21 protein-coding genes are annotated in these 22,554 nt (G+C 67.8%); 10 read left to right on the top strand and 11 right to left on the bottom strand.

Annotation, left to right across the window (positions count from 1 at the left end):
* Nucleotides 1-172: 172 nt before the first annotated feature.
* A complete protein-coding gene (locus G3T36_RS03190; RefSeq protein WP_163287955.1) occupies nucleotides 173-2,083 on the bottom strand; it encodes a S53 family peptidase in 1,911 nt (636 codons plus the stop codon).
* Between the two features lie 245 nt (nucleotides 2,084-2,328).
* Here G3T36_RS03190 and G3T36_RS19685 point away from each other — a divergent pair, with 245 nt between their 5' ends.
* The 5 genes from G3T36_RS19685 to G3T36_RS03165 all read left to right on the top strand — a co-directional run bounded on the left by G3T36_RS19685 (nucleotide 2,329) and on the right by G3T36_RS03165 (nucleotide 7,373).
* Nucleotides 2,329-3,570, top strand: a complete 1,242-nt coding sequence (locus G3T36_RS19685; RefSeq protein WP_163287954.1) for a Calx-beta domain-containing protein — start codon at nucleotides 2,329-2,331, stop codon at nucleotides 3,568-3,570.
* Between the two features lie 114 nt (nucleotides 3,571-3,684).
* A complete protein-coding gene (locus tag G3T36_RS03180) occupies nucleotides 3,685-4,725 on the top strand; it encodes an ABC transporter ATP-binding protein (protein WP_163287953.1) in 1,041 nt (346 codons plus the stop codon).
* Entirely contained in the window at nucleotides 4,722-5,465 is a 744-nt protein-coding gene (locus G3T36_RS03175) for an ABC transporter permease (protein WP_163287952.1), read from the top strand. The genes G3T36_RS03180 and G3T36_RS03175 overlap by 4 nt, the downstream gene beginning before the upstream one ends.
* Before the next feature lie 64 nt (nucleotides 5,466-5,529).
* Nucleotides 5,530-6,762 (top strand): sensor histidine kinase, encoded by a 1,233-nt coding sequence (locus G3T36_RS03170; protein ID WP_163287951.1) that lies wholly within the window; start codon nucleotides 5,530-5,532, stop codon nucleotides 6,760-6,762.
* Complete coding sequence (locus tag G3T36_RS03165; RefSeq protein ID WP_163287950.1) at nucleotides 6,759-7,373, top strand: response regulator transcription factor; 615 nt, start codon at nucleotides 6,759-6,761, stop codon at nucleotides 7,371-7,373. Before G3T36_RS03170 ends, G3T36_RS03165 begins: the two co-directional genes overlap by 4 nt.
* A gap of 50 nt (nucleotides 7,374-7,423) precedes the next feature.
* Here the strand turns inward: G3T36_RS03165 and G3T36_RS03160 are convergent, their stop codons facing one another.
* Entirely contained in the window at nucleotides 7,424-7,639 is a 216-nt protein-coding gene (locus tag G3T36_RS03160; RefSeq protein WP_163287949.1) for a DUF3073 domain-containing protein, read from the bottom strand.
* A 145-nt stretch (nucleotides 7,640-7,784) separates the two neighbouring features.
* Between G3T36_RS03160 and G3T36_RS03155 the strand changes: the two genes are divergently transcribed.
* Nucleotides 7,785-8,858, top strand: a complete 1,074-nt coding sequence (locus G3T36_RS03155) for an NAD(P)-binding domain-containing protein (RefSeq protein ID WP_163287948.1) — start codon at nucleotides 7,785-7,787, stop codon at nucleotides 8,856-8,858.
* 51 nt (nucleotides 8,859-8,909) lie between these two features.
* Here G3T36_RS03155 and G3T36_RS03150 read toward each other — a convergent pair whose 3' ends face one another.
* Genes G3T36_RS03150 through G3T36_RS03135 form a run of 4 tightly spaced genes read right to left on the bottom strand, consistent with a single transcriptional unit; the run spans nucleotide 8,910 to nucleotide 14,339 of the window.
* Complete coding sequence (locus tag G3T36_RS03150) at nucleotides 8,910-11,009, bottom strand: glycogen debranching N-terminal domain-containing protein (RefSeq protein WP_338031435.1); 2,100 nt, start codon at nucleotides 11,007-11,009, stop codon at nucleotides 8,910-8,912.
* A gap of 55 nt (nucleotides 11,010-11,064) precedes the next feature.
* Nucleotides 11,065-11,970: a carbohydrate ABC transporter permease gene (locus G3T36_RS03145; protein ID WP_163289044.1), complete on the bottom strand. Its 906-nt coding sequence runs from the start codon at nucleotides 11,968-11,970 to the stop codon at nucleotides 11,065-11,067.
* Nucleotides 11,971-11,972: 2 nt separating this feature from the next.
* Nucleotides 11,973-13,079, bottom strand: a complete 1,107-nt coding sequence (locus tag G3T36_RS03140; RefSeq protein ID WP_163287947.1) for a carbohydrate ABC transporter permease — start codon at nucleotides 13,077-13,079, stop codon at nucleotides 11,973-11,975.
* A 6-nt stretch (nucleotides 13,080-13,085) separates the two neighbouring features.
* The gene (locus tag G3T36_RS03135; protein WP_163287946.1) at nucleotides 13,086-14,339 is read right to left on the bottom strand and encodes a sugar ABC transporter substrate-binding protein; all 1,254 of its coding nucleotides are present in this window, start codon (nucleotides 14,337-14,339) and stop codon (nucleotides 13,086-13,088) included.
* Between the two features lie 415 nt (nucleotides 14,340-14,754).
* On the opposite strand from G3T36_RS03135, the gene G3T36_RS03130 reads away from it, so the two are divergent.
* Entirely contained in the window at nucleotides 14,755-15,819 is a 1,065-nt protein-coding gene (locus tag G3T36_RS03130; protein WP_163287945.1) for a LacI family DNA-binding transcriptional regulator, read from the top strand.
* A gap of 127 nt (nucleotides 15,820-15,946) precedes the next feature.
* Here the strand turns inward: G3T36_RS03130 and G3T36_RS03125 are convergent, their stop codons facing one another.
* Together G3T36_RS03125 and G3T36_RS03120 are read right to left on the bottom strand one after the other, a co-directional pair.
* A complete protein-coding gene (locus G3T36_RS03125; RefSeq protein WP_163289043.1) occupies nucleotides 15,947-18,112 on the bottom strand; it encodes an APC family permease in 2,166 nt (721 codons plus the stop codon).
* Nucleotides 18,113-18,200: 88 nt separating this feature from the next.
* Entirely contained in the window at nucleotides 18,201-18,647 is a 447-nt protein-coding gene (locus G3T36_RS03120) for a MarR family winged helix-turn-helix transcriptional regulator (RefSeq protein WP_163287944.1), read from the bottom strand.
* 38 nt (nucleotides 18,648-18,685) lie between these two features.
* Here G3T36_RS03120 and G3T36_RS03115 point away from each other — a divergent pair, with 38 nt between their 5' ends.
* Entirely contained in the window at nucleotides 18,686-18,901 is a 216-nt protein-coding gene (locus G3T36_RS03115; protein ID WP_163287943.1) for a hypothetical protein, read from the top strand.
* A 64-nt stretch (nucleotides 18,902-18,965) separates the two neighbouring features.
* A complete protein-coding gene (locus G3T36_RS03110) occupies nucleotides 18,966-19,226 on the top strand; it encodes a hypothetical protein (RefSeq protein WP_163287942.1) in 261 nt (86 codons plus the stop codon).
* A 181-nt stretch (nucleotides 19,227-19,407) separates the two neighbouring features.
* On the opposite strand, the gene G3T36_RS03105 is transcribed toward G3T36_RS03110, so the two are convergent.
* The 3 genes from G3T36_RS03105 to G3T36_RS03095 form a co-directional block, all read right to left on the bottom strand.
* The gene (locus G3T36_RS03105; protein WP_163287941.1) at nucleotides 19,408-20,019 is read right to left on the bottom strand and encodes a PadR family transcriptional regulator; all 612 of its coding nucleotides are present in this window, start codon (nucleotides 20,017-20,019) and stop codon (nucleotides 19,408-19,410) included.
* Nucleotides 20,016-20,867 (bottom strand): DUF4097 family beta strand repeat-containing protein, encoded by an 852-nt coding sequence (locus G3T36_RS03100; RefSeq protein WP_163287940.1) that lies wholly within the window; start codon nucleotides 20,865-20,867, stop codon nucleotides 20,016-20,018. Before G3T36_RS03100 ends, G3T36_RS03105 begins: the two co-directional genes overlap by 4 nt.
* Before the next feature lie 147 nt (nucleotides 20,868-21,014).
* Nucleotides 21,015-21,620, bottom strand: coding sequence for an antibiotic biosynthesis monooxygenase (locus G3T36_RS03095; protein ID WP_163287939.1), 606 nt, complete (start codon nucleotides 21,618-21,620; stop codon nucleotides 21,015-21,017).
* A 99-nt stretch (nucleotides 21,621-21,719) separates the two neighbouring features.
* Between G3T36_RS03095 and G3T36_RS03090 the strand changes: the two genes are divergently transcribed.
* The gene (locus tag G3T36_RS03090; RefSeq protein WP_163287938.1) at nucleotides 21,720-22,505 is read left to right on the top strand and encodes a MerR family transcriptional regulator; all 786 of its coding nucleotides are present in this window, start codon (nucleotides 21,720-21,722) and stop codon (nucleotides 22,503-22,505) included.
* Nucleotides 22,506-22,554 lie beyond the last annotated feature (49 nt).

Here is a 22,554-nt window from a genome sequence, read left to right as displayed (position 1 = left end):
CTGACGCTCAACCGACGCGTGCCCGCCACGTCGCGACATCCCCGCCCGCTCGAGCTGGCGGGGATGTCCCGAGCTGGCGGGCACGCGCGCCGAGCTGGCGGGCACGCGCGCCGAGCTGGCGGCCACACGAAAGGGGCCCGGCAACGCGCCGGACCCCTCCCGTTTCAGGAACTTACTGCACTGCGGTGAGCCACCCGGCGCGGGCGCTGCCCCAGCCGGTCTCGCTGTCCCATCCGGTTCCGACCTTCAGGGTGGTGTTCGCCGTGTTGAACGAACGCACCGTGTAGACGTACCCGTTGGTCGCATCCAGCCCGTTCACGAAGTCGACCCGGATGTTGCCCGCATCGATCCCCGCACCGGTCACATCGTGGAATCCCGAGTGGTCGGAGTAGATCAGCGGGTTGAGGAGGCCGAGGCCGTGACCGCTGGCCTGGATCTTCAGCGCCGTCATGCCGGCGAACAGTGGCGACGAGAGGCTCGTGCCGCCGATCCGGAAGGTGCCGTACGCGGCGCCGCCCGGGAAGGACTGTGTCTGTCCGATCAGCATGCCGGTCGTCGGGTCGCCGTCCATCGACACGTCGGGCAGCGCGCGGCCACCGTTCGGGCTCTGGATGCCGGCCGCGACCTGGTAGTCGGGTTCGGGAACGTTCGACGAGTACCCGCCGCCGCCTCCGTAAAGGAACGGAACGGTCACCTTCCATGCACCACCGGAGAGCCCGTACTTCGTGGTCTGCCAGCCGGTCTCACCGGTGACACCCGCCTGGGTGATCGCCGTCGAGGTTCCGCCGACGCCCGTCACGTACGGGTCGGATGCGGGGAAGTCCGTCTGCGGTGTTCCGAGCCGGGTGACCTCGTCGCCGTTGTCGCCGGTGGAGAACACGTAGCTGATTCCCTGGACAGCGCCCTGGAGGAACGCCACGTCGTAGGCCTGCAGCAGCGTCGGTGGAACCGCGTCGCCCGCGCCACCCCACGAGTTCGTCACGATATTCGCGATGTTCTCGTCGTTGATACGGGTGAACGTGTCGAGGAGGTCTTTGTCCTCGCAGCTCTTTCCGGCGTAGTAGCGGATGTTCGCAGCCGGCGCCATCGCATGGACGGCCTCGACGTCGAGCGTCTGCTCGCCGTACCATCCGGATGCGTCACACTGGTGCGCCGACTTGGTGGCGTTGACCTGGATGAACGAACCGGGAAGGTTCTGCGAGTACTGGCCAGCGGTGAACGCCTTGTCGCCGTTGTCGGTGGCATAGCGGTTGGCGTCGGATTCGATCGTCGGCGATGCGTACGCGTCGGTGATCGCCACGGTCACTCCGCTGCCGTTGAGGCCGGCTGCTGCGCCTGCCTCATAGGAGTTGCGGAGCTGGGGACCGGTGTACCCGCACGGTGCAAAGGGCAGCGTCGCCCCGTTGAACTGCGGCAGGACCGTGCCATCCGGCGTGGGGGTGTTGGCCGGAGTGGAGTCCCCGTACCAGTGCGAACACACCTGCGCGTTACGGAACCCAGCGCTGGGCGGTGACGGCTTCTGCGTCTGCGGCTCGACGGTGTTCACCGTCGTGTCGAGGCCCGCTACGGCGATGATGGATGCGGCGACGGCGTCAGGCGCGCTCGCCGCGCCGGTCGGTGCCTGCACCGAGAGTCCGTCGTGGGTGAAGTTGGAGAGGGTGACGCCGAACGCCTTGTTCGCAGCGCCGACGCTGCCTGAGACATCCAGATAGCGGTTGTTGGCCTCCGCGCTGACCTTCAGTCCGGCTCCCGTGAGCCATCCGCTCACCGCGCTGACGGTCGAGGCTGTCGCGTCGAACTTCGCGTGATACTGCGCCGGGGTGAGGTAGTGGTGGGTTTTCGACGCGGAGGTCGCCGCGGCTTTCAGCGCGTCGAGTCCTCCGTTCGGTGCGAGGTAGACACGCACGTCGACGGGCCCGTTCGGCGAAGCGGCACCCAGGTTCTTGCCGTGGTTCAGCCAACCTGGTGTCGAGTTCGGTATGGGTTTCGAGGCGGGTGCGGCGGTTGCCGCTCCTGTGCCCGTGAGCGCTGCGACGAGTGCCGCGACCGCTACCAGGGACACTCCGAGTGCTTTCTTGCGCATCAAGGATCTCCTGACCGTTTGCATTGTGGCGGCCGACGGATGCCGGCCGACCGGTTGGTGTCAACGTATGACCGATTCTGCATTCATGCAATACTCAGATTCGATCCGGTCTTCCCCCGTTCGGGCGTCCCCGCCATCGTGGGGCTTTCCTGCCCGGTCGAGCTGGCGGGCGCGCCCCGAACTGGTGGGGGCGCATCCGCCGGAACCGCGCTCCGGGCGTCGTGCCGGCGGATAATATTGCGCGTGTGAAACGTTCGCGATTGCGCGCTTTCCGCGTGGCCGCGGCGGTCGTTCTCGCTGGCGCGTTCGCGCTCGCAACGGCAGGTGCTGCCGTAGCGACACCGGATGCCGGAGCGCTCGCACCGTTGGTGGATTGCGTCAGCTCCGCGCCGGGGGCGGCACCGGATGCGTTCACCGTCGTCTTCGGGTACCGCAACTCTTCGGCGGAGTCCGTCGCGCTCACCCCCGGCGCCGCCCAGAACACCTTCTCGCTCGGCCGCGATCGCGGCCAGCCGTCGACCTTCGACCCCGGTGTGCACCACGCGGTCTTCGCGACGACGTTCGCCGGTGCGGCCGGCGACCTCGCGTGGACTCTCGGCGGGTCCACGGTCGCCGTCGACCCGGGCGCAGCGGCGTGCGAGACAGCGACGACGGTCACGATCTCTGCGCCTCCGACGGCCGCGTCCGGTGACCCGGTCGACGTCACTGCGACAGTCCAGCGGATGCTCCTCGGGGCGCCCGGCGCAGGAACCGTCGAATTCTCGCTCGACTCCTCGGACACGACCGTCGCAGCGACGGTCAACGCCGACGGTGTGGCGCGGGCGAGCGTGGATGCACCCGGCCCCGGCACGCACACCATCACCGCGCGGTACGTTCCGCCGACGGCGACGCCGCAGCTGCTGGGCTCGGTAGCCACCGCATCCTTCGCCGTGACGCGCGCGAGCGCGATCAGCATCGCGAGCGCGGGGCTGTCGGCCGACAGCCGGTCGGCGCGCTTCATCGTGTCGCGCACGGCAACCGACGCGGCGGCGCACGTCGACTACGTGACGGCGGACGGCTCTGCGCGCTCAGGACTGGACTACGCGTCATCCCGCGGCACCGTGCGGTTCGCTGCCGGGCAGGGCAGCGCGACCGTCGCGATCCCGCTCCTCGACCGGGCGTTCGGTTCGCCCGGCGCGAGCTTCTACGTGCTGCTGCAGCGCGCATCCGAGACGGTCGAGGTCGCCGGGGCGACGGCGGTCCTCCCGCAGGTGACCGCGATTGCCACCCGGCCGCCCGGCCAGGCGTCAGCGGGGATCCGCTTCGTGCGACCGCCGCAGGTTCCGCCGGCTGCCGCCGTGGCCGCCCCGGCGGTCGGGTCGGGGCGCGCCGGTGGCCCCGGCGACCTCGCTCTGATGATCGGCGGACTGCTGCTCACGGTGGGCGCGGCCTCGGGCGTGATCGGGATGATGCGCCTGCGGTCGTCTGGCGAGGCATCCGAGCTCTGAAAGCACCGTGGTGACAGCCCTGACGTTTGTCCGCGGCGCCCACCCGTGACATACGTCACCCGCACATCCTGACGGACGGCCCGAGCACGCGCACCCGCGCGCCCCGAAGCTGGGATGGTGAATACACCAGCCATCCAGCTCACCGACCTGAAGAAGTCGTTCGGTCACATCCGGGCGGTCGCCGGAGTCAGCCTCACGATCGAACCGGGCGAAGTCGTCGCGCTTCTCGGGCCGAACGGCGCCGGCAAGTCGACGACCATCGACCTGGCTCTCGGACTCGCGCATCCCACGTCGGGCGCGGCGGAACTCTTCGGCGCCTCCCCGCGGTCGGCGATCGAGAGCGGACGCGTCGGCGCGATGCTGCAGGGCGGCGCGCTACTGCCGACCCTCACCGTCGCGCAGAGCGTGGCGCTCGTCGCGAGCGTGCACCGGCATCCGCTGCCCGTCGAGGAGGCGCTCGCCCGCGCCCGCTGCACCGAGATCGCGAAACAGCGGGTCAGCAAGCTTTCGGGCGGCCAGCTGCAGCGCGCACGCTTCGCGGTCGCCGTCGTCTCGAACCCCGACCTGCTGTTCCTCGACGAGCCGACCGCTGCAATGGATGTGGAAGCGCGCCGCACCTTCTGGCAGTCGATGCGGGAATTCACCGACGAGGGCCGCACGGTCGTCTTCGCCACGCACTACCTGGATGAGGCCGACACCTACGCCGACCGCATCGTCATGCTGAGCGCAGGCCGCGTGGTCGCCGACGGCAGTCCCAGCGAGGTGAAGGCGGTCGTGTCCGGTCGCCGCATCCGCGCCACCGCGGACTTCGAGTGGAACCTCGACGTCGAGCAGGAACTTGCGACGCTGCCCGGTGTGCGGAGCCTCGAGCACCGGGGAGCCCACTTCACCCTCGTGAGCGACGACTCGGATGCGACGCTGCGGAGCCTCCTGAGCGCGTACCAGGACATCCGAGACATCGAGGTCACGTCGCACACGATGGACGACGCGTTCCTCGCCCTCACTGAAGGCCGTTCCGACTTTGAGGCCGACGCCGACAACCGCGCCCGAGTCGACTTGTCACTTGTTGCTGATGTGCCCGGAGCGATAGCAGCAACAAGTGCCAAGTCGTCGCACGACGCAGCCCCCGCAACCCTGGAAGAGGTCGCATCATGAGCATCGCCTATGTCGGACTCGAATCATTCCGCCAGCTCAAGAACGCCCGCGCGATGATCTTCACCCTGGCGGTTCCGCTGGTCATGCTCGTCGCTTTCGGCGGCACCTTCGGCGGAGCCGGTCAGGTGGATGCGGTCACCGGGCTTCCGTGGATCGTCGTGACGACCATCCAGGTGGCCGGCTACGGCGGGATGATGGCGGCGCTCTCGCAAGCGTTCAACATCGTGACCGAGCGCTCGATCGGCTGGAACCGCCAGCTGCGCATCACCCCGCTCAGTGGGACCGGCTACCTCGTGTCGAAGATGATCACCGCGATGCTGATGGGTCTCGTCTCGATCCTCGTGATCTTCGGCGTCTCGGTGCTGCTCTACCATTCGACGCTTCCCCCGATGAGGTGGATGACCGCCGGCCTCGGGCTCTGGTTCGGCATCCTCCCGTTCTCCCTTCTCGGCATCCTCATCGGGCAGTTCGCGAAGCCCGACTTCGCGCAGCCGCTCTTCATGGCGGTGTTCATGGGAATGGCGGTGCTGGGCGGCCTGTGGATTCCGTTGCAGATCTTCCCGGCGTGGGTCGCGAACGTGGCGCAGGCGGTCCCCTCGTACTGGCTGAACCGCATCGGGCAGATGGGGGCGCACCAGTCGGGCGACATCCTGACGCCGGCGCTGGTGCTCCTCGCCTGGACGATCGCGCTCGGGGGATTCATCATCTGGCGGTACCGGCGGGATGCGGCGCGCAGCTGACGCCGGTGCGCGCGCTGCCGCCGGCGCGAACGGGGCCAGGCCGGCCCGGTCTACAGTGATCGGTATGGACCTGGCCTCCCGCACGCCGGCGGAACGTCCCGCGAGCTGGGACGAATGGTGGGGCCGGGCACGCCAGAGCATGACCGACCGCTCGACCCGCGGCTGGTACATCGGCGCCAGCTTCGGACTGCTCTACCAGGTGCTCACCGTGATCGCCGTCTGGCTGTCGCCGGGCTCGACCGCAGCGAAAGTCGCCGCCACCGTGCTGCTGGTGATCTACTGCGGGATCTTCGTCTTCCTGGCGCCGATGGTGTGGTGGGCGCCGCTGCGCGACCGGATCATCGCGGTCGCCGGCTACTGGCTCATCTCGTTCGCGTTCTTCCCGTTGCTGGGCGGCAACACGTTCTGGCTGTGGGTTCTCGTCGCCGTCGTCTCGGCGGCTGTCTTCGAGGAGTTCGCGATCGTCGCCGTGTTCACCGCGGTGCTCATCCTGATCCCCCTCATCTACGGCGTGCTCACCGATTTCGTCGACAGCGCTGCGTGGAGCGGCATCATCACCTTCTCCGTCACCTCGATGATGTTCGGCCTGAACCGGCAGATGCGCACCGTGCGCGAGCTGCGCCAGGCGCAAGGCGAGGTGGCCCGGCTCGCGGTCGTCGAAGAGCGCGCCAGGTTCTCCCGCGACATGCACGACGTGCTCGGTCACTCCCTCACCGTGGTGACCGTGAAATCGGAGCTCGCCCGCCGGCTCGTCACGCTCGACCCCGCGCGGGCGGAAGAGGAGATCGCCGACATCGAACGCCTGTCGCGCGCGGCCCTGACCGACCTGCGCGCGGCCGTCGCCGGGTACCGCGAGATGAGCCTGTCCACCGAACTCGCTGCGGCTCAGACGGCGCTCGCCGCAGCTGACATCGAAGCCCATCTTCCCCGCAACGGAGAGATCGTGCGGCCCGAGCTGCGCGAGCTCTTCGGGTGGGTGCTGCGCGAGGGCGTGACCAACGTCATCCGTCATTCGGGAGCCAGGAACTGCTGGGTCGAGCTCACCGACGACTCGCTCGTGGTGTCGGACGACGGACGTGGGGCGGGGATGGTCAGGGTCGTCGGTGCCGTCGGGGTCGTCGGTGTCGTCGGTGTCGCCGGCCCGGACGGCGACGCGATCACTGCGTCGGTCGCGTCGCACCGGGGCAACGGTCTGGACGGTCTCGTCGCCCGCGCACGGTCGGCCGGGGCCCGCGTGGTGGCGGGCCCGAGCGTCCACGGCGGGTTCCAGCTGAGCGTACGGAAGGCGACCGCATGACCGAACCGATCAGGCTCCTGCTCGCCGACGACCAGGCCCTGGTGCGGGGAGCCCTGGCGGCCCTGCTCGACCTCGAGGCCGATCTGAAAGTAGTGGCGGAGGTGGGCCGGGGCGACGACGTCGTCGAGGCGGCGCGGAACAGTTCGGCCGACGTCGCCTTGCTCGACGTCGAGATGCCCGGCCTCGACGGTATCGCTGCGGCAGCCGTGCTGTCGCGGGAGCTTCCCCATTGCCGGTCGCTCATCGTGACAACCTTCGGACGCCCCGGATATCTGCGGCGCGCAATGGAGGCGGGAGCATCCGGATTCGTGGTGAAGGACACGCCGTCGGGTCAGCTGGCGGATGCCGTGCGTCGCGTCGCGGCCGGCCTGCGTGTCGTCGACCCGGCCCTCGCCGCCGAGTCGCTGGCCTCGGGCAACTCCCCGCTGACACCGCGCGAGACCGAGGTGCTCGTCGTGGCGCGCAGGGGCGGGTCGATCACCGACATCGCAGGCGAGTTGCACCTGTCGGAGGGGACCGTACGCAACCACCTGTCGAGCGCGATCGGGAAGACGGGCGCGCGCAACCGCTCAGAGGCCGTCGGGATCGCGGCGGAGAAAGGCTGGCTGTGACGCCGGCGCGCGGCGGATCGCCGGCTTACGCCGTGTGCTGACGAGGTGACTCAGGCCCGCTTGGGCTGGTCTTCCTCTTCGTACGTGTCGGTGGGGCTGCTCCCATAGCCCTCGGGCTCATAGTCGGCCCATTTGGCATACTGGTCGTCGTTGTGCGAGTGCCCGGTAAGCTCACGCTCGAGCGCGTCATAGTTCACCTCAGGGCTGAATGACTTCAGCTCGCGCGCGATCTTGGTGTGCTTTGCTTTTTGACGGCCGCGCCCCATGCGTGACCCCCTTACGATGCCAGGCCGAGTGGGCAATGAGTCACTCGGGCTACCGAACAGGAACAGTGAAAACTAGCGGCTAGTTTAGCATGTAGGGCCCTGTGCGCCCTTGTGTGCCGCACAGGGAATCATGATGGGATGAGGCGTGACCACGAGCAGTGACGAAACCCAGGTGGTGATCGTTGGCGCGGGCCAGGCCGGGCTCGCGGTCGCCTATTACCTGAGGCGTTTCGAGCTGACTCCCGGGGTCGATTTCATCATCTTCGATCGTGGCCCCGGCACCGGTGGTGCATGGCAGTTCCGGTGGGATGCGCTCAAGCTCGGCAGCGCCCACAAGGTGAACGATCTCCCAGGAATGTCGGAGCTGGGTATCAGCTTCGACACCGCCGACCGGTCGCTCCCGGCGAAGGACATCGTGGCCGGCTACTACCGCCGCTACGAGGAGCACTTCGGGTTCCAGGTCCGCCGCCCGGTGACGGTCGAGAGCGTCTTCAACCGGGGCGCCGACCTGGTCGTCGAGCATTCCCTCGGCGAGACCACGACGCGGATGCTCGTGAACGCGACCGGCACGTGGGGTGCCCCGTTCGTGCCCTACTACCCCGGAGTCACGTCGTTCAGCGGGCGCCACGTGCACACGAGCTCCTACCTGGCGGCCGACGAGTTCGCCGGAAAACGGGTTGTGGTCGTCGGCGGCGGAACCTCCGCGATCGGTTTCCTCCTCGAGCTCGAGCACGTGGCCGGCGAGCTGTTCTGGGCGACCAGGCGCCCGGTCGACTTCAAGGATGAGTCCGAGCTCACCATCGAGGGCGGCGTTGCCGCCGTTGCAGCGCAGGATGCGGCGGCTCGCGCGGGCGAGGCGCTCCCCAGCATCGTCAGTGGCACGGGGGTGCCGCGAACCCGTCGGGTGGCCGCGGGGATCGAGCGGGGCGTCCTCGTCGAACGACCGATGTTCAGCGCGATCGAAGAGCACGGGGTGCGCTGGCCCGACGGCACGTTCAGCGAGGTGGATGCGATCATCTGGGCGACCGGCTTCCGGCCCGAGCTGCGGCATCTCGCGCCGCTGAAACTCCGCGAGAAGAAGGGCGGCCTGACAGTCGCATCCGGGGCCTCGTGGCAGGATCCCCGCATATTCCTCGCAGGGTATGGACCGCAGGCGAGCACGATCGGCGCGAACCGCGCGGGCCGCGTGATCGCCCGGCAGATCATGGCGCAGCTCTGAGCGCGGCTCGCGCGCGCCGTAGTCCCCGCGGTCATCCTGCGAGTCCGCGACCTACGAGCGGGTGACGCGGCCCTCGCCGTCGACCTTCACGGAGAACGCCTGTCCTGCGAAGCGCAGCCCGCGGGCGTCGATGGCGCCGGATGCGGCGAGCGGCGACACGCGCAGCTCTCCTGCCTGCGCATCCGCTTCGAGTCCGAGCAGGGTGCCGAGCACCGCGATGGACGCCGCAGCAGACCACGCCTGCGGGCGGCAGGCGGCCGGGTACGGGACGGGTGTCGCCGTCACTGCCGTCGAGTCGCCCGAGTGCAGCTCCGGCATGCGGTAGCCGAAGCCGTCTGCAGCCCGGAGCAGCCCTTCGATGAGCGAGGCGGCCTCGGTGTGGAAGCCCTCGCGCCCGAGCCCGGCGATCGCGATCGCCGTGTCGTGGGTCCAGACCGAACCGCCGTGGTAGCTGAGCGGCCAGAACCCGACCGAGTCGCTCGACATCGTGCGCAGGCCGAAGCCGGAATTCAGTTCGGGCGACGCGAGGCGGCGAGCGACGAGCGCCGCGCCATCCGCATCGAGGATGCCCGTGCCGAGCAGGTGACCGATGTTGCTGGTGACCGTGTCCACCGGTCGTTTCTGTGCGTCGAGTGCGACGGCGGGGTAGGCGCCGTCGGGCGAGTCGATCAAGAACGAGTCGGCGAAGCGGTTCTTGAGCGCAGCGGCCCATTCGCGCCACGGCTTGCCGGTCCGCCCGAAATGGTCCAGGAGGGCCGCGCCCCCGAGCGCTGCCTCGTATGCGTAGGCCTGCACCTCGCACAGCGCGATCGGCCCTTCGGCCAGGGTGCCGTCGCGCCACTGGATCGAGTCGCCGGAATCCTTCCAGCCCTGGTTGGCGAGACCGTGCCCGGTCGTGTCCACGTATTCGAGGAAGCCGTCGCCGTCGCTGTCGCCGTAGTCGCGCATCCAGGCCAGCGCGGCTTCGAGGTTCGGCAGCAGCGCCTCGACCTCGGAGTCGGGCATGCCCCACTTCCACGCGTCATGGAGGAGGCAGATCCAGAGGGCGGTCGCATCCACCGTTCCGTAGTAGAGCGGGGGGAGCGAGATGTTGAGACCGGGGATCGCCAGGGTTCCCGGCCGCAGTTCGTGCATGATCTTGCCCGGCTGCTCGGCAGTTTCGGCCACGTCGTGCGTGCCCTGCAGTTCGGCGAGAACCCGGAGCGTGGACGCGGCGAGTTCGGTGCCGAGCGGGAGCAGCATCCTCGCGGCCCAGATCGAGTCGCGACCGAAGAGCGTGAAGAACCAGGGCGCGCCAGCGGCGAGGAACACCTCGTCGGGCCGGCGGCGGGTGACCATCCGGAGGGCCTGCAGATCGCCGATCGCGCTGCGCACCCACGACGAGAGGCGCGAGTCGCCCGCCTGCACGACGACCGAATCCCACTCGGCGGAGCTCTCGGCGCCGGCGACGACCGTCGTCGGGTCTGTCACGGTCAGCCGCCACGAGACGGTCGTGCTGCTGCGCTCGGCGACCTCGACGGGCCATTCAAGCCGGACGGACACCACGCCGCCCGCGACGGGGGTGCCGCTCGAGGTGTCGGGGACGTTCCCGGATGCTCCGCCACTCGTGCCATACGTGATGGTCACGCGTGCATCCGAGGTTTCGAGACGTGCACCGACCTCGCCCGAGCCGAAGCGCACCACCGAGCCGACCTGTTCGGTCTCGACGGCGAACTCGCTGCCGCGGCGACCGGACTTGATCACCTGCATGGGAGTGAAGTCGGCTCGCAGCACGACGGCCACGGTCGTCTGCACGGGGTGGGCGAGCGCGTTGACGAGGGTGATCGATTCCTCGAGCGAGTCGGTCCCCACGGTGCGTCGCCGTTCCACGCGGACCCGCGGGTCTGCTGTCTCGTCGTCGACGCCGCGGGCGAGGGCCGTGAAGACGGTGGTGGCCGCATCCACCGGCGACGTCGCGATGTGCTCGGGAGCCGCACCGGCGACAGTGAGGCGGAGTTCGTCGAGCACCCGCAGGTCGGAATGGTAGAAGCCCTGGATGCCCTCGGCGCAGATGTCGCCGTTCTGTGCCGACCAGGCCTGGCTCGGCGTGGCCAGCAGTACGACACTGTCGTGCAGGAGCGGTTGGTGGGGCTGGGTCATGGTGGAGTTCACGCCTCCTCGGCGGTGGATCGGGTTGATGCGATGTGGGCGTCGGCGGTGACCTGCGTCATTCCTTCACCGCGCCCTCGCTCGTGTTCATGATGCGTTTCTGGAAGATGAAGAACATCACCGCGACCGGTATGGTCATGATCGCGGCGGCGGCGAGCTTGATCGGGTACTGGTTTCCTTTGCTCAGCTGCCCGCTCGCGAGCCCGGCCACGCCCTTCGTCAAGGTGGTGAGCGCCGGATCCTGGGTCGAGATGATGAAATGGCTCAGCTCGTTCCACGAACCCTGGAACGACAGGATGATGATCGTGATGAGTGCCGGTCGCGCCATCGGCAGGACGATCGACCAGAACAGGCGGAAGGTGCCAGCGCCGTCGATGCGGGCCTGCTCTTCGACGCTCTGCGGGATCGACTCGAAGAAGCCCTTCATGATGAACACCCCGGCGGCGTCGGTGAGCAGCGGGACGATCATGCCGGCGTACGAGTCGTACATGCCGAGTTGGTTGAGCACGAGGAACTTCGGGATCATCAGCACGACGGCCGGAACAGCCATGACCGCGATGAGCGCGGCGAAGACGACGCCGCGGCCACGGAAATGCAGACGGGCGAGGGCGTAGCCGGCGAGTGAGTCGAAGAACACCCTGCCGAGGGTGACGAAGATCGTGACGATCGCGGAGTTCTTGAACCAGGTCGGGAAATCGGAGTAGCCGAACAGCTTCTGGTAGGCGGCGGTGGTCCACGTGGCAGGGATGAGTGCGATCGGGTTGGCCGTGGCGTCCGGATCGGTCTTGAACGACGTTGCCACCTGAATGAGGAACGGCATGATGTAGACGATCGCGATGGCGATGAGGACCGCGTAGGTGACCGAGGTCGCCACTACGGTTGCGGTGGATCGCTCCGGGCGTCGACGGGGAGCTGCGCTCGGCCGTGGCGGGGCGGTGTCCGATGCGACCGGTTTGGCTGTGATCGTCACGAGGCGACCCCTTTCGCGGTCTCGGATGCCGCAACGACCTGATAGCGCCGCAGACGGCGCCGCGACACTTTTCGATCGCGAAGCACCCATCTTTGGAAGATCGTGAACACGACGATGATGACGAAGAGGATGAACGCGATCGCCGCGCCCTGGCCCCATTCCTGGTTGGCGAAGGCCGAGGTGTACGACAGGTATGCCGGGGTCAGCGTCGTCTTTCCAGGGCCGCCCTGCGTGCCGGTGTAGATCTGGTCGAAGATCTGCCAGCAGCCGATGAGGCCGAGAGTGAGCACGGTGAAGAGCGTTGGGCGCAACTGCGGGAGGGTGATCCGCCAGAACCGTTGCCAGCCGTTCGCGCCGTCCATCATCGCGGCTTCGGTGATGTCCGCGCCGAGGCTCTGAAGTGCGGCGACGAACAGGAGCATGAAGGTTCCGCTCGTCGTGAAGACCGCCATCAGGATGAGCGCGAACATCGCAACCGACGGGCCGGCGAGCCAGTCCCACCAGGACACCCCGAGGAACTCGTTGTTCGTCAGAACGGGCGGCCCGGTCGTCACGCCGAAGAGGCCGAGAAAGTTGTGGATGATCCCGTCTGGGTCGTTGAACCAGTTGGGGCCGTTGATGCCGAACCACGAGAGGACCGCATTGACCGGGCCGGTCGCATTGAACAGGAACAGCCAGAGGACCACGATCGCCACGGTGCTCGTCACGGAGGGGAAGTAGAAGGCGGTCCGGAAGAAGCCACGACCGCGGAGGATCGCGCGGTTCACGAGCACCGCGAGGAACAGTGCGACGGCCGTCTGAGTCGGCACGACGAGCACGACGTACCAGGCGTTGTTCCTGAGCGAGGTCCCGAAGTCCTGCTCGGCGAGGCCGCCGCCGGACAGGAGCGTCGTGTAGTTCTTCAGCCCGACGAAGTTGACGTCGGCGGCGAAGGGGCTGCCGCGGCCGCCCCAGTCGGAGAAGCTCACCCACAGCGCCATGAGCACCGGAACGACCAGGAAGACGCCGAGCAGAACGATGATCGGGGCGGTGAACAGCCACCCCGAGGCGGTCTCGCCACGCCGGATTCCGGAACGGCGAGACCGACTCGAAGGTTGTGACATGGCAGGCTACTTCAGCAGAGCTTCGAGGTTCGTCTGCGTGGCGTCGAGGATCGCCTTCGGGTCGCCCGTCTTCAGCGTCTCGAGCTTCGAGTTGAGGTCGGTGACGACGTCGGATGCCCCCTTTGCGGTCGGTACACCCTTGGCGTAGTCGGCCGCAGTCAGGAAGGGCACGAGCTCCGGGTTGTCGGACTTCCACTGCGACGCGGCGGACTTGATCGACGGCATCGGACCGAAAGCCTTCGAGAAGGCGAGCTGGTCGCTCTTGCTGGTCAGCTTCTCCACCAGCTTGAGGGCTGCGGCCTGGTTGGGGCTGTCAGCGGCGATGCCCCAGCAGTTGCTGAACTGCAGCGTGCCCTTGCCCGCCGGGCCCTTCGGGAGTTCGACCACCTTGTACGCGATCTTCGGAAAGTCGGCCGTCATGGCGCCCGTGATCCAGTTGCCCTCGATCGTCATCGCCGCGAGGCCTTTGCCGAACGCCTCGCCGCCCCAGCCGGCGCCGAGGTCTTTGGCATACTTCAGCGTGCCGTCGTTCAGCATCTTCTTGACCTGGGTGAGCGCCTGAACGTTGGCGTCGCTGTTCGCGGTCGCCTTCGTGCTGTCGTCGTTCATGAGGTTGCCGCCGGCCTGGGTCATGAAGGCACCGATGCGGGCGTACTCACCACCGATGCCGAGCCCGGCGTGCGCGGGCGTGGTGAGCTTCTTGCTGACCGCCTCGAGCTGGTCCCAGGTCGTGGGCAGGTCGGAGTCGGTGAGGCCCACAGCCTTCCACATGTCGGTGTTGATGATCAGCTGAAGCGTCGAGAAGTCCTTCGGCGCGCAGTAGAACTTGTTGTTGTAGGTGAACGACTTGACGAGGCTGGGATAGAAATCGCTCTTGTTGGAAAGCTGGTCGCCGTATGCGAGGAGCGAGCCGTTGGAGGCGTAGCCGGCCAGGGCATCCGTGCCCAGATAGAAGACGTCTGCCGGCTTCTTCGCCGCGAAGCCCTGCGAGAGCTGCTGGTTGAGGTCGCTCGCCGCGATCACGCTGGCCTTGGTGCCCGAACTGCTCGACCAGTCGGACACGGCCGACTTGACCGCCGCGGTCTCGGCGTCGCCGCTCGACCCGATCATCACGGTCAGGGGCTTGTTGCTCGACGTGAGCTTGCCATTCGTCGAGTCGCTGCCGCTGCCGCCGAAACCGGACCCGCAGGCGCTGAGGGTCAGGGCTGCGGTGACGGCTACCGCGCCGCCGATGAGCCAACGTGTGCTTCGTGGTTGCATTATTTCTCCTTGGTGTAGTGTGCCCGGGTTTCGAGCACTCTGTGGGGCGAGGTCGGGAAAGTGTGGAGGGGATTCGACGCGCCGCGAATGGGGAGGAGAGGTCCCGCGTCAACTGGATCGGTGGAGGGACGCTTCGCCGGCCTGGCGTGCATCTGACCTCCCGTGTTCTCAGGTCTGTGGTGGGGGCCCGTTCCCCCGCCACACGCGGTTCTGTGCCTGCGCCGCATCGCGACGCGCTCATTTTGATCGTTCAAACCGCATCCCGCTAAGCTAATTTTTGAACGATCAAATGCGGCGCCCCCTACATAACCACGGAGCTCACGGGGTGTCAACCCGCTCCGGATGCGCATCCGGCGCCGCGGCAGCGGTATGGTCGGAGCCAGCTTTGAACGATCCAAGCGAGAGGAGGCCTGCTGTGGGACTGCTGCCCACCGTCCTGGACGTCGCCGAAGCGGCAGGCGTCTCCCGCCAGACCGTCTCCAACGTCCTCAACTCCCCGTCGATGGTCCGGCCCGAGACGCGGGAGCGGGTGGAGGCTGCGATCGCCCGCCTCGGGTACCGGCCCCACGCATCCGCCCGCCGATTGCGGACGCAGAAGAGCTCCACCATCGGGATCCGGCTCGACCCGATCACGACCGACGGTATCTCCGGGTCGATCCTCGACCGGTTCCTGCACGCCCTCACCGAGCAGGCCGATGCGAAGAACCTACGCGTGACGCTGTTCACCGCGGCGGACCCCGAAGAGGAGATCCGGCAATTCCAGCGGCTCAGCGACGGGGCGGACGTGGATGCGTTCGTGCTGACGTCGACCTTCCACGGCGACCCGCGCACGGAATGGCTCATCGAACACGGGCAGTCCTTCGTGACGTTCGGGCGGCCCTGGGGCATCGACGACATGAACGACCCCCAGCACCTGTGGGTCGACGTCGACGGCTGGTACGGCCTCCAGCAGGCGACGTCGTACCTGCTGTCGACCGGTGCGCGACGCGTGGGCTACATCGGATGGCCGAGCCCGTCCGGCACCGGCGACGACCGGCGGCGGGGCTGGCTGGAGACGATGAAGGAGTCGAGCGGCCTGGGCGACGACGACCTCGAGCGGCTCGCGGTCGCAACCGAAGACGGGGTCGCGTTCGGGGCGGATGCGATGCGGCGCCTTGAAGCCGCGGCTCACGCACTCGGCGGGGTGGATGCCGTGGCCTGCGCGAGCGACTCCCTCGCGCTGGGTGCGCTCATGGCCACCGCCGGCCGCATCCCCGTCGTCGGCTACGACAACACGCCCGTCGCCGCGTCGATCGGTTTCTCCAGTGTTGAGCAGCCGCTCGACGAAGTCGCAGCCGGAGTGCTCGAACTGCTCACCGGCGCACACGGAGGCCGTGTGAACAGTGGGCCGGAAGCGGTGGACGACCCGGGCCACCGGCTGGTCAAGCCGCGGCTCGTGGTGCGCGAGTATCGTCCGCTCGGGGCCGTCGCGCCTGCTTAAGGGCGCCGCGCGCACGACTTCGTGCCGACCGCACTTCTTCGCGGCGAGCGCACTCGTACAACGGTGTGCGCCGGGACGGAGCGAGTGCGCTCGGAAGGAACGGGTGCGGCGGCGCCGCACCGCCCGCTCAGCGCTTCGCGCGTGCCGGCTGCTTCGACTTCTGCTGCTTCGCGGCGGCCGTCGGCGTGCCCCCCGACTTCGCGGCAGCGGCACTCTTCTTCGCCGCCGCGGCGCTCGTCTTCGCCGCTGCGTTCGCCGCCGACTTCGCTGCTGCAGACTCCGCAGCAGCGGCCGTCATCCCCGTACGCCGTGCGCCGGCCGACGCCGGTTCGAGTGGCCGCCTCGCGATCGGGCGAACCGGCTCGCCGCGGCGGTCCTGGCCGGGCAGCGGCCGCGAGCGGCGTCCGTAGATGAGCGACGACGAGTCGAGCAGCCACGGCACAAGGGCGACGGTGACGCCGTGGCACAGCATGAGCTGCTGGCGGATGCGCCGCGCACGGTGGTTGTGGAGCATGTTCTCCCACCAGTGCCCGACGATGTACTGCGGGAGGTAGACCGTCACCACTTCGGAGCCGTGCTCCTCGCGCCGGTGCTTGAGATATTTGATCAACGGAACGCCGAAATCGCGGTACGGCGACTCGATGATCGTCAGCGGCACATGGATGTTCTGCTCGATCCACTGATGCTGCAGTTTCGCTGTGGCGTCGTCATCGATCGACACATGCACTGCCTCGATCGAGTCGTGCCGGGCGGCGATCGCGTAGTCGAGCGCCTTGAGACCCGGCTTCTGCATCTTGCCGATGAGCACGATCGCGTGGTCGCCGTTGCTGCCGAACGTCGTGACCGGGTCGACCTCGACCTCTTTCTCGACGTCACGGTAGTACCGGTTCACGCCGAGCATGAGCGTGAACAGGATCGGCATGAAGATGAACACGAGGTACGCGCCGTGGGTGAACTTCGTGATGGTCACGACGATGAGGACGACCAGCGTGAGGAGCGCGCCGAACGCGTTGATCGAGAGGCTGCGGATGACGCTTCCGCGCTCCGTGGTCCCGTTGCGCAGCAGGGTGATCCAGTGCTTCACCATGCCCGTCTGGCCGAGGGTGAACGAGACGAACACGCCGATGATGTACAGCTGGATGAGCTGGGTCAGGTTCGCCTGGTAGACGACGAGCAGCACGGTGGCGGCGAGCGCCAGCAGGATCATGCCATTCGAGTAGACGAGGCGGTCGCCACGGGTGTTGAGCGACTTGGGCGCGTAGGAGTCCTTCGCGAGCACCGACCCGAGAAGCGGGAATCCGTTGAACGCCGTGTTCGCGGCGAGGAGGAGCACGACGGCGGTCGCGGCCTGCACGACGAAGAAGAGCAGGGAGTTGTTGCCGAAGGTGGCGGATGCGATCTGTGCGATCAGGGATCGTTGCGGCTCCGTCGCGCACTGGGCCCAGCCCTGCAGGTCGCACGGGTTCTCGGCGTAGTGCACGCCGCTGATGAGCGCGACCGCGGTCAGGCCGGCGAACAGGACGATCGCGATGCCGCCCATCATGCCGAGGGTGCGGCGGGCGTTCTTGATCTTGGGGGTGCGGAAGGCCGGGACGCCGTTGGCGACGGCTTCGACACCGGTCAGCGCGCTACATCCGCTCGAGAATGCGCGCAGCAGCAACAGGATTGTGGCAGCCTGCGTGAGGCTGGCGGCCTGCACACCGTAGGCGGCCGACTCCGCGACCGGCGGATGCCCGAGGAAGGTCTGGATCAGGCCGGTCACGACCATCAGGAAGATGCTTCCGATGAAGATGTACGTCGGGATCGCGAACGCCTTGCTGGATTCGCGCACACCCCGCAGGTTCACGGCAGCGATGATGATGACGAAGCCGACAGCGATCTCGACGCGGAACTCGCTGAGGAACGGCAGCGCGGAGATGATGTTGTCCACGCCGCTGGCCACCGACACGGCGACCGTGAGCACGTAGTCGACGAGCAGGGCGGATGCGACGACGAGCCCCGCCTTCTCACCCAGGTTCTTGTGGGCGACCTCGTAGTCGCCACCGCCCGAAGGGTAGGCCTTGACCAGCTGCCGGTAGGACGCGACGACGGTGACGAGGAGCACGATGACGGCGAGCGCGACCCACGGCGCGAAGCTCAGGAACGCGAGTCCACCGAGCAGCAGGATCATCAGGAGTTCCTGCGGAGCATACGCCACAGACGAGAGTGCGTCGCTGGCGAAAATGGGTAGGGCGAGGTGCTTCGGGAGTAGCTGTCCTTCGAGTTTTTCGCTCGGAAGCGGGTCGCCGATCAACCACCGCTTCGGGGATCTCCCCTCATTTGTCACGAGGGTCGAGAATACTCGCTGCTAATCCACTGTCAAGTCGGAGCGTCGCCGCACCCTACTGTTGTGCAGCTGCAATGACGTGATTCAGTGCTTCGCGAAGCCGCTCAAGGTCCTCGAGCGGCATGCCCAGGCGGTCGACGATGCGCGGTGGAATGGTCTCCGCCCGGGCGCGCAGGGCCGCTCCGGCATCGGTCAGCGTGATCTCGAGCATCCGTTCATCCACGTCGCTCCGCCGACGACGGACGTACCCGATCGCCTCCAAGCGTTTGAGCAGCGGGGACAGGGTTGCGGGCTCCAGTTGCAGGGCCGCGCCGAGGTCTTTGACCGATCGCGGGCTGCGGTCCCACAGGGCGAGCATCACGAGATACTGCGGATGCGTCAGGCCGAGGGGCTCGAGCAGCGGCCGATACACGGCGTTGACGCTGCGCGACGCGACGGCGAGGGCGAAGCACACCTGGTTTTCGAGCTTGAGCAGGTCGACGGGCTCGGTCTGGGTTGCCATCTTCCCAGTGTACCGAATTAGTTAGTACACTAATGGTTGTGACACAAAATGATTTCGGCGAACCGCACGCTCACGAAGGATTCTTCAACAAGCTCAACCGGGTGCTCTTCCCCTGGCTCGGTCCGCCGCCGCTCGGCCCGTACGATGAGCCGGCTGTCGAGGCCAAGCCCGCCGTGTGCCCGCTCTGCGGCAAGCCGATGGCCGACCACGAGATCGACCGGTCCGGCATCAAAACACAGCTCTACTGTCCCTGACGCGCGCTGAGATCCTCGCCCGCATTCACAGCGAGATCGAAGAGCGCGAGCGTACCGTCGGAGCATGGCACGCAACACCGGCCATACCGGCAAACAACAACTCGCGGCGCGCGCTGCGGAGTGGCTGGACGACAAGCTGGTCCCCGTTCTCGGACCACCGCCGCTCGGTCCCTACGGCGCGGACGACCCGCAGCCTGAGGCGCACACGAGCTGCCCCATCTGCGGCGAACCGCTGGCACAGCACCGCCTCGAGCGCGACGGAGAGCACTCCTACCTGCACTGCCCCAACGGGTCCGGCGTGTTCGAAACCGGTAGGGCGGCCTAGGCTCCCGCCCGCATCCACGACCGACGTGTTCGAGCCGGCCGCGCGATCGCTTTCGTGTCCGCATCCGCTCACTCGCGCCCTCAGACGACCACGAGCACAGGAAAAGGCACCCCACAGCCCGATTGTGAGGTGCCTTTTCCCGTTCTCGACGCCACGGGCGCCGGGGCGCGGGAGCGCGGCGTCAGGTCCGCTGCGTGAGCTGCTCGAGGATGGCCGTGCGGACGCGGGCGAGCTCGAGCCGCAACTGGGGGATGATCGACTCCGGGAGGCCGCCGCGTGCGGCCTGGGAGCGCAGGTCCGTCCGCAGCTGCTGCCGGAACTCGTTCAGGATGGCCTCGGCCTCGCGAGTCGCCGCGTTCGCGGCCTGGCGGGCATCCGACTGGATGTCCACCGGCCGCATGCTGCGTTTCGCGTCGCGTGCCGCGGATGCGAGGTCGGCCCGCAGACTCTTCATGGCCTCGTTGACGCCGGCGCGCACCTCGTCGGCCAGGCGGCGCACCGAGTCGGTGACCTCATCCTCGATCGCGTCGAGTTCGCCTTCGCGGGCCACCAGTTCGGCGCGGCCCGCTTCGGTGATCGAATAGACCGTCTTGCGGCCTTCCGTCGTCTTCGTGACCAGGCCTTCTTCTTCGAGTTTGGCCAGCCGCGGGTAGATCGTCCCCGCACTGGGACTGTAGGTGCCGCCGAACCGTTCGCTCAGCGCCTGGATGAGCTCGTAGCCGTGCTTGGGTGATTCGGCGAGCAGGCTCAGCAGATAGAGGCGCAGGTTGCCGTGGGCGAAGACGGGGCTCATGCCGTCGCCCCGCTGGTTCCGGCCGCGGTCGAAGCGTCCTCGTCGGTCACACTCCGGATGACGGAGACGTCGCCCGACACCGAGTTCACGGTGATGTCGACCCAGCTGCCGTCGAGGGTGCCGGTCGTCCCGGAGAAGCCTTTGCCCGCGGGGCCGTGGAGCATCGCGCTGTCGAGCTGCATCCGACCGGACACCGTGTTGATCCGGTACCGTGCGCCGACCGCCTGGGGGATGCGCACCGTGAGGTCGCCCGAGACCGTGTTGGCGTTGATCTCGTCGGGGGTGCCGGTGATGTCGAGGAGGACGTTGCCGGACACGCCGTCGGAACTGAACCGCACGATCGCGCCCGTTGCGGTGACGTCGCCGGACACGGTGTGTGCCGAGATCTTGCCGGAGTGGTTGCGCACCGAGAGCTCGCCGCTGACCCCGTTGAGTTCGAGGTTGCCGCTGAGGCCGTCGACCACGAGGTCGCCCGTCACGGTGCTGAGCCGAGCATCCGTCACGAGACCGGACACGAGCGCATTGGCCGAGACGATTCCGAATTTGAGTGCGACGTCGCGGGGGACGAGCACGCTCACGTCCGCTTTGGCGTTGCTGCGGAGGGACTTGAAGACCTCGATGAAGTTGTCCCAGCGCAGCTGCGGGTGGTCGATCTCGAGACGATCGCCGTCGACGCTGATCTTGAGGTCACGCCCCGTGACGGAGTGGACTTCGACCCGGGCGCCGGGCTCGTCATGGCCGATGATGTCGATCTGGCCGCCGACGAAGCTGACCTTGAGGCTGCGCACCAGGTCGATGTCGATGATCTTGGTCTCGCCTGGCTGGATGAGCCATTTGTCCTGTGCCATTGTTCTGCTCTCCTTGTTCCTGCGTTACCGTCGGTGAGTCACGATATATCGCGTTGTTGACGAGGATCACGATATATCGCGTTGGCGACGATTGCAACCCCTTTTCGGCAGATTCGGCGGATGCTCGGCTCGGCCGAACTCGTGCGGCTAGGTCGTGCTCGCGCGCTGCGATCCCTGGAGCCACGGGTGCAGCATTCGCGTGACGAACGGCAGCAGCACATACGTCATGATCGGCGTCAGGATGAGCGTCGTCACCAGCACGGTGGCGAGCGGCCAGAGCTGATGCCACCCGGGGACGAACCCGTTCACAAGCGACGTGAACAGCAGGTTCAGCGGGAAGAACCCGAGCCAGATCGCGACGGCCTGCTTCCACCGCGGAGGTGCGGCCGGCTCTCCCGGCTGGGGCTGGTCGAACCATCCCTCGATGCCCGTGCGCTTCTCGACGCGCGCCACCTCGACCAGCTCCCGGCCCTCGAATAGCCAGTCCGCCCGGTCCTCCGAGGCTTCCCAGGTCTCGAGGGTGCGGGCGTCGGCGAAACGGTAGAGCATGTGCCACTCGTCCGAGTCGCTCGAGGCGCGAACCCAGCCGGAACCGAGGAAGCCGTCGTACGAACTCGCGAGGTTGACGCCGGCCTGGACCCAGTGGGTGACCGCGTCGATGTGGGCGGGATCCACCCGGCGGGTGATGGAGACGGTGACGGGAACGGGGCGCTGCGCTCGTGACGCGTCGGAGAGGGGCTCTTGTGGAGTCATGCCTCCAGTGTGACGCGCCCACGTGTCAGGAAGATTTCCGTGGACGCTTGACCTTGACGTTACGTCAACGTCTACCGTAGAGCTCGGAAGGGAGGGCGGATGAGCACCGCAGCGCCCGAGGCGACACGCGACTGGTCGATCCAGGACATCGCGCGCCTCGCAGGGACGACGAGTCGGACCCTCCGTCACTACGACGACATCGGGCTCCTCGAACCGAGCCGGATCGGCGGCAACGGATACCGCTACTACGACCAGCACGCCCTCGTGCGGCTGCAGCGCATCCTCCTGCTCCGCGACCTCGGTCTCGGACTCCCCGCCATCGCGGACGTTCTCGGCAACCAGTCGGACGCCGCGCACGCGCTCACCGGCCATCTCGAGTGGCTGCGTGAGGAACAGAAACGGCTGGCGCGGCAGATCGCGTCGGTCGAGGCGACCATCGAGGCGATGAGAGGAGGTGAACAGATCATGGCAGAAGAGATGCTCGACGGTTTCGACCACACCCAATACAAGGAAGAGGTCGAAGAACGCTGGGGCAAGGACGCGTACGCGAAGAGCGACGCCTGGTGGCGCGGGTTGTCGGCGAGCGAACGCGCGGACTGGCAGCAACGGCAGAAACAGCTCGCAGCCGACTGGATGGCGGCCGCACAAAGCGGCGAAGCACCCGACGGCGAGGTGGCGCAGGCGCTCGCCCAGCGGCACTTCGACTGGCTCCGGGACATCCCCGGCACGCCGGGTGGGGGAGCCGAAGGCCCGAGCAAGGCGTACTTCACCGGGCTCGGCGAGATGTACGTGGCCGACCCGCGATTCAGTGCGAACTACGGCGGCCAGGCGGGCGCGGAGTTCGTGCGCGACGCGATGAAGGCGTACGCCGACCGCAACCTGTAGGCCGGCGCGAGGGGCTGCAGACCCTCCCGCCGGTCGGCGTTCAGTGGGG

It is taken from the genome of Leifsonia tongyongensis, from assembly GCF_010686705.1.
Classification (GTDB): Bacteria; Actinomycetota; Actinomycetes; order Actinomycetales; family Microbacteriaceae; genus Diaminobutyricibacter; species Diaminobutyricibacter tongyongensis.
Note: the sequence above shows the minus strand (reverse complement) of the source record. Positions and strands in the feature narration are given on the sequence as shown.

Excerpts from the sequence above, each read along its gene's own strand:
- G3T36_RS03190 (WP_163287955.1), bottom strand. The coding sequence starts at position 2,083 with ATGCGCAAGAAAGCACTCGGAGTGTCCCTGGTAGCGGTCGCGGCACTC.
- G3T36_RS03180 (WP_163287953.1), top strand. The coding sequence starts at position 3,685 with ATGGTGAATACACCAGCCATCCAGCTCACCGACCTGAAGAAGTCGTTC.
- G3T36_RS03175 (WP_163287952.1), top strand. The coding sequence starts at position 4,722 with ATGAGCATCGCCTATGTCGGACTCGAATCATTCCGCCAGCTCAAGAAC.
- G3T36_RS03170 (WP_163287951.1), top strand. The coding sequence starts at position 5,530 with ATGGACCTGGCCTCCCGCACGCCGGCGGAACGTCCCGCGAGCTGGGAC.
- G3T36_RS03165 (WP_163287950.1), top strand. The coding sequence starts at position 6,759 with ATGACCGAACCGATCAGGCTCCTGCTCGCCGACGACCAGGCCCTGGTG.
- G3T36_RS03160 (WP_163287949.1), bottom strand. The coding sequence starts at position 7,639 with ATGGGGCGCGGCCGTCAAAAAGCAAAGCACACCAAGATCGCGCGCGAG.
- G3T36_RS03140 (WP_163287947.1), bottom strand. The coding sequence starts at position 13,079 with ATGTCACAACCTTCGAGTCGGTCTCGCCGTTCCGGAATCCGGCGTGGC.
- G3T36_RS03135 (WP_163287946.1), bottom strand. The coding sequence starts at position 14,339 with ATGCAACCACGAAGCACACGTTGGCTCATCGGCGGCGCGGTAGCCGTC.
- G3T36_RS03120 (WP_163287944.1), bottom strand. The coding sequence starts at position 18,647 with ATGGCAACCCAGACCGAGCCCGTCGACCTGCTCAAGCTCGAAAACCAG.
- G3T36_RS03110 (WP_163287942.1), top strand. The coding sequence starts at position 18,966 with ATGGCACGCAACACCGGCCATACCGGCAAACAACAACTCGCGGCGCGC.
- G3T36_RS03105 (WP_163287941.1), bottom strand. The coding sequence starts at position 20,019 with ATGAGCCCCGTCTTCGCCCACGGCAACCTGCGCCTCTATCTGCTGAGC.
- G3T36_RS03100 (WP_163287940.1), bottom strand. The coding sequence starts at position 20,867 with ATGGCACAGGACAAATGGCTCATCCAGCCAGGCGAGACCAAGATCATC.
- G3T36_RS03095 (WP_163287939.1), bottom strand. The coding sequence starts at position 21,620 with ATGACTCCACAAGAGCCCCTCTCCGACGCGTCACGAGCGCAGCGCCCC.
- G3T36_RS03090 (WP_163287938.1), top strand. The coding sequence starts at position 21,720 with ATGAGCACCGCAGCGCCCGAGGCGACACGCGACTGGTCGATCCAGGAC.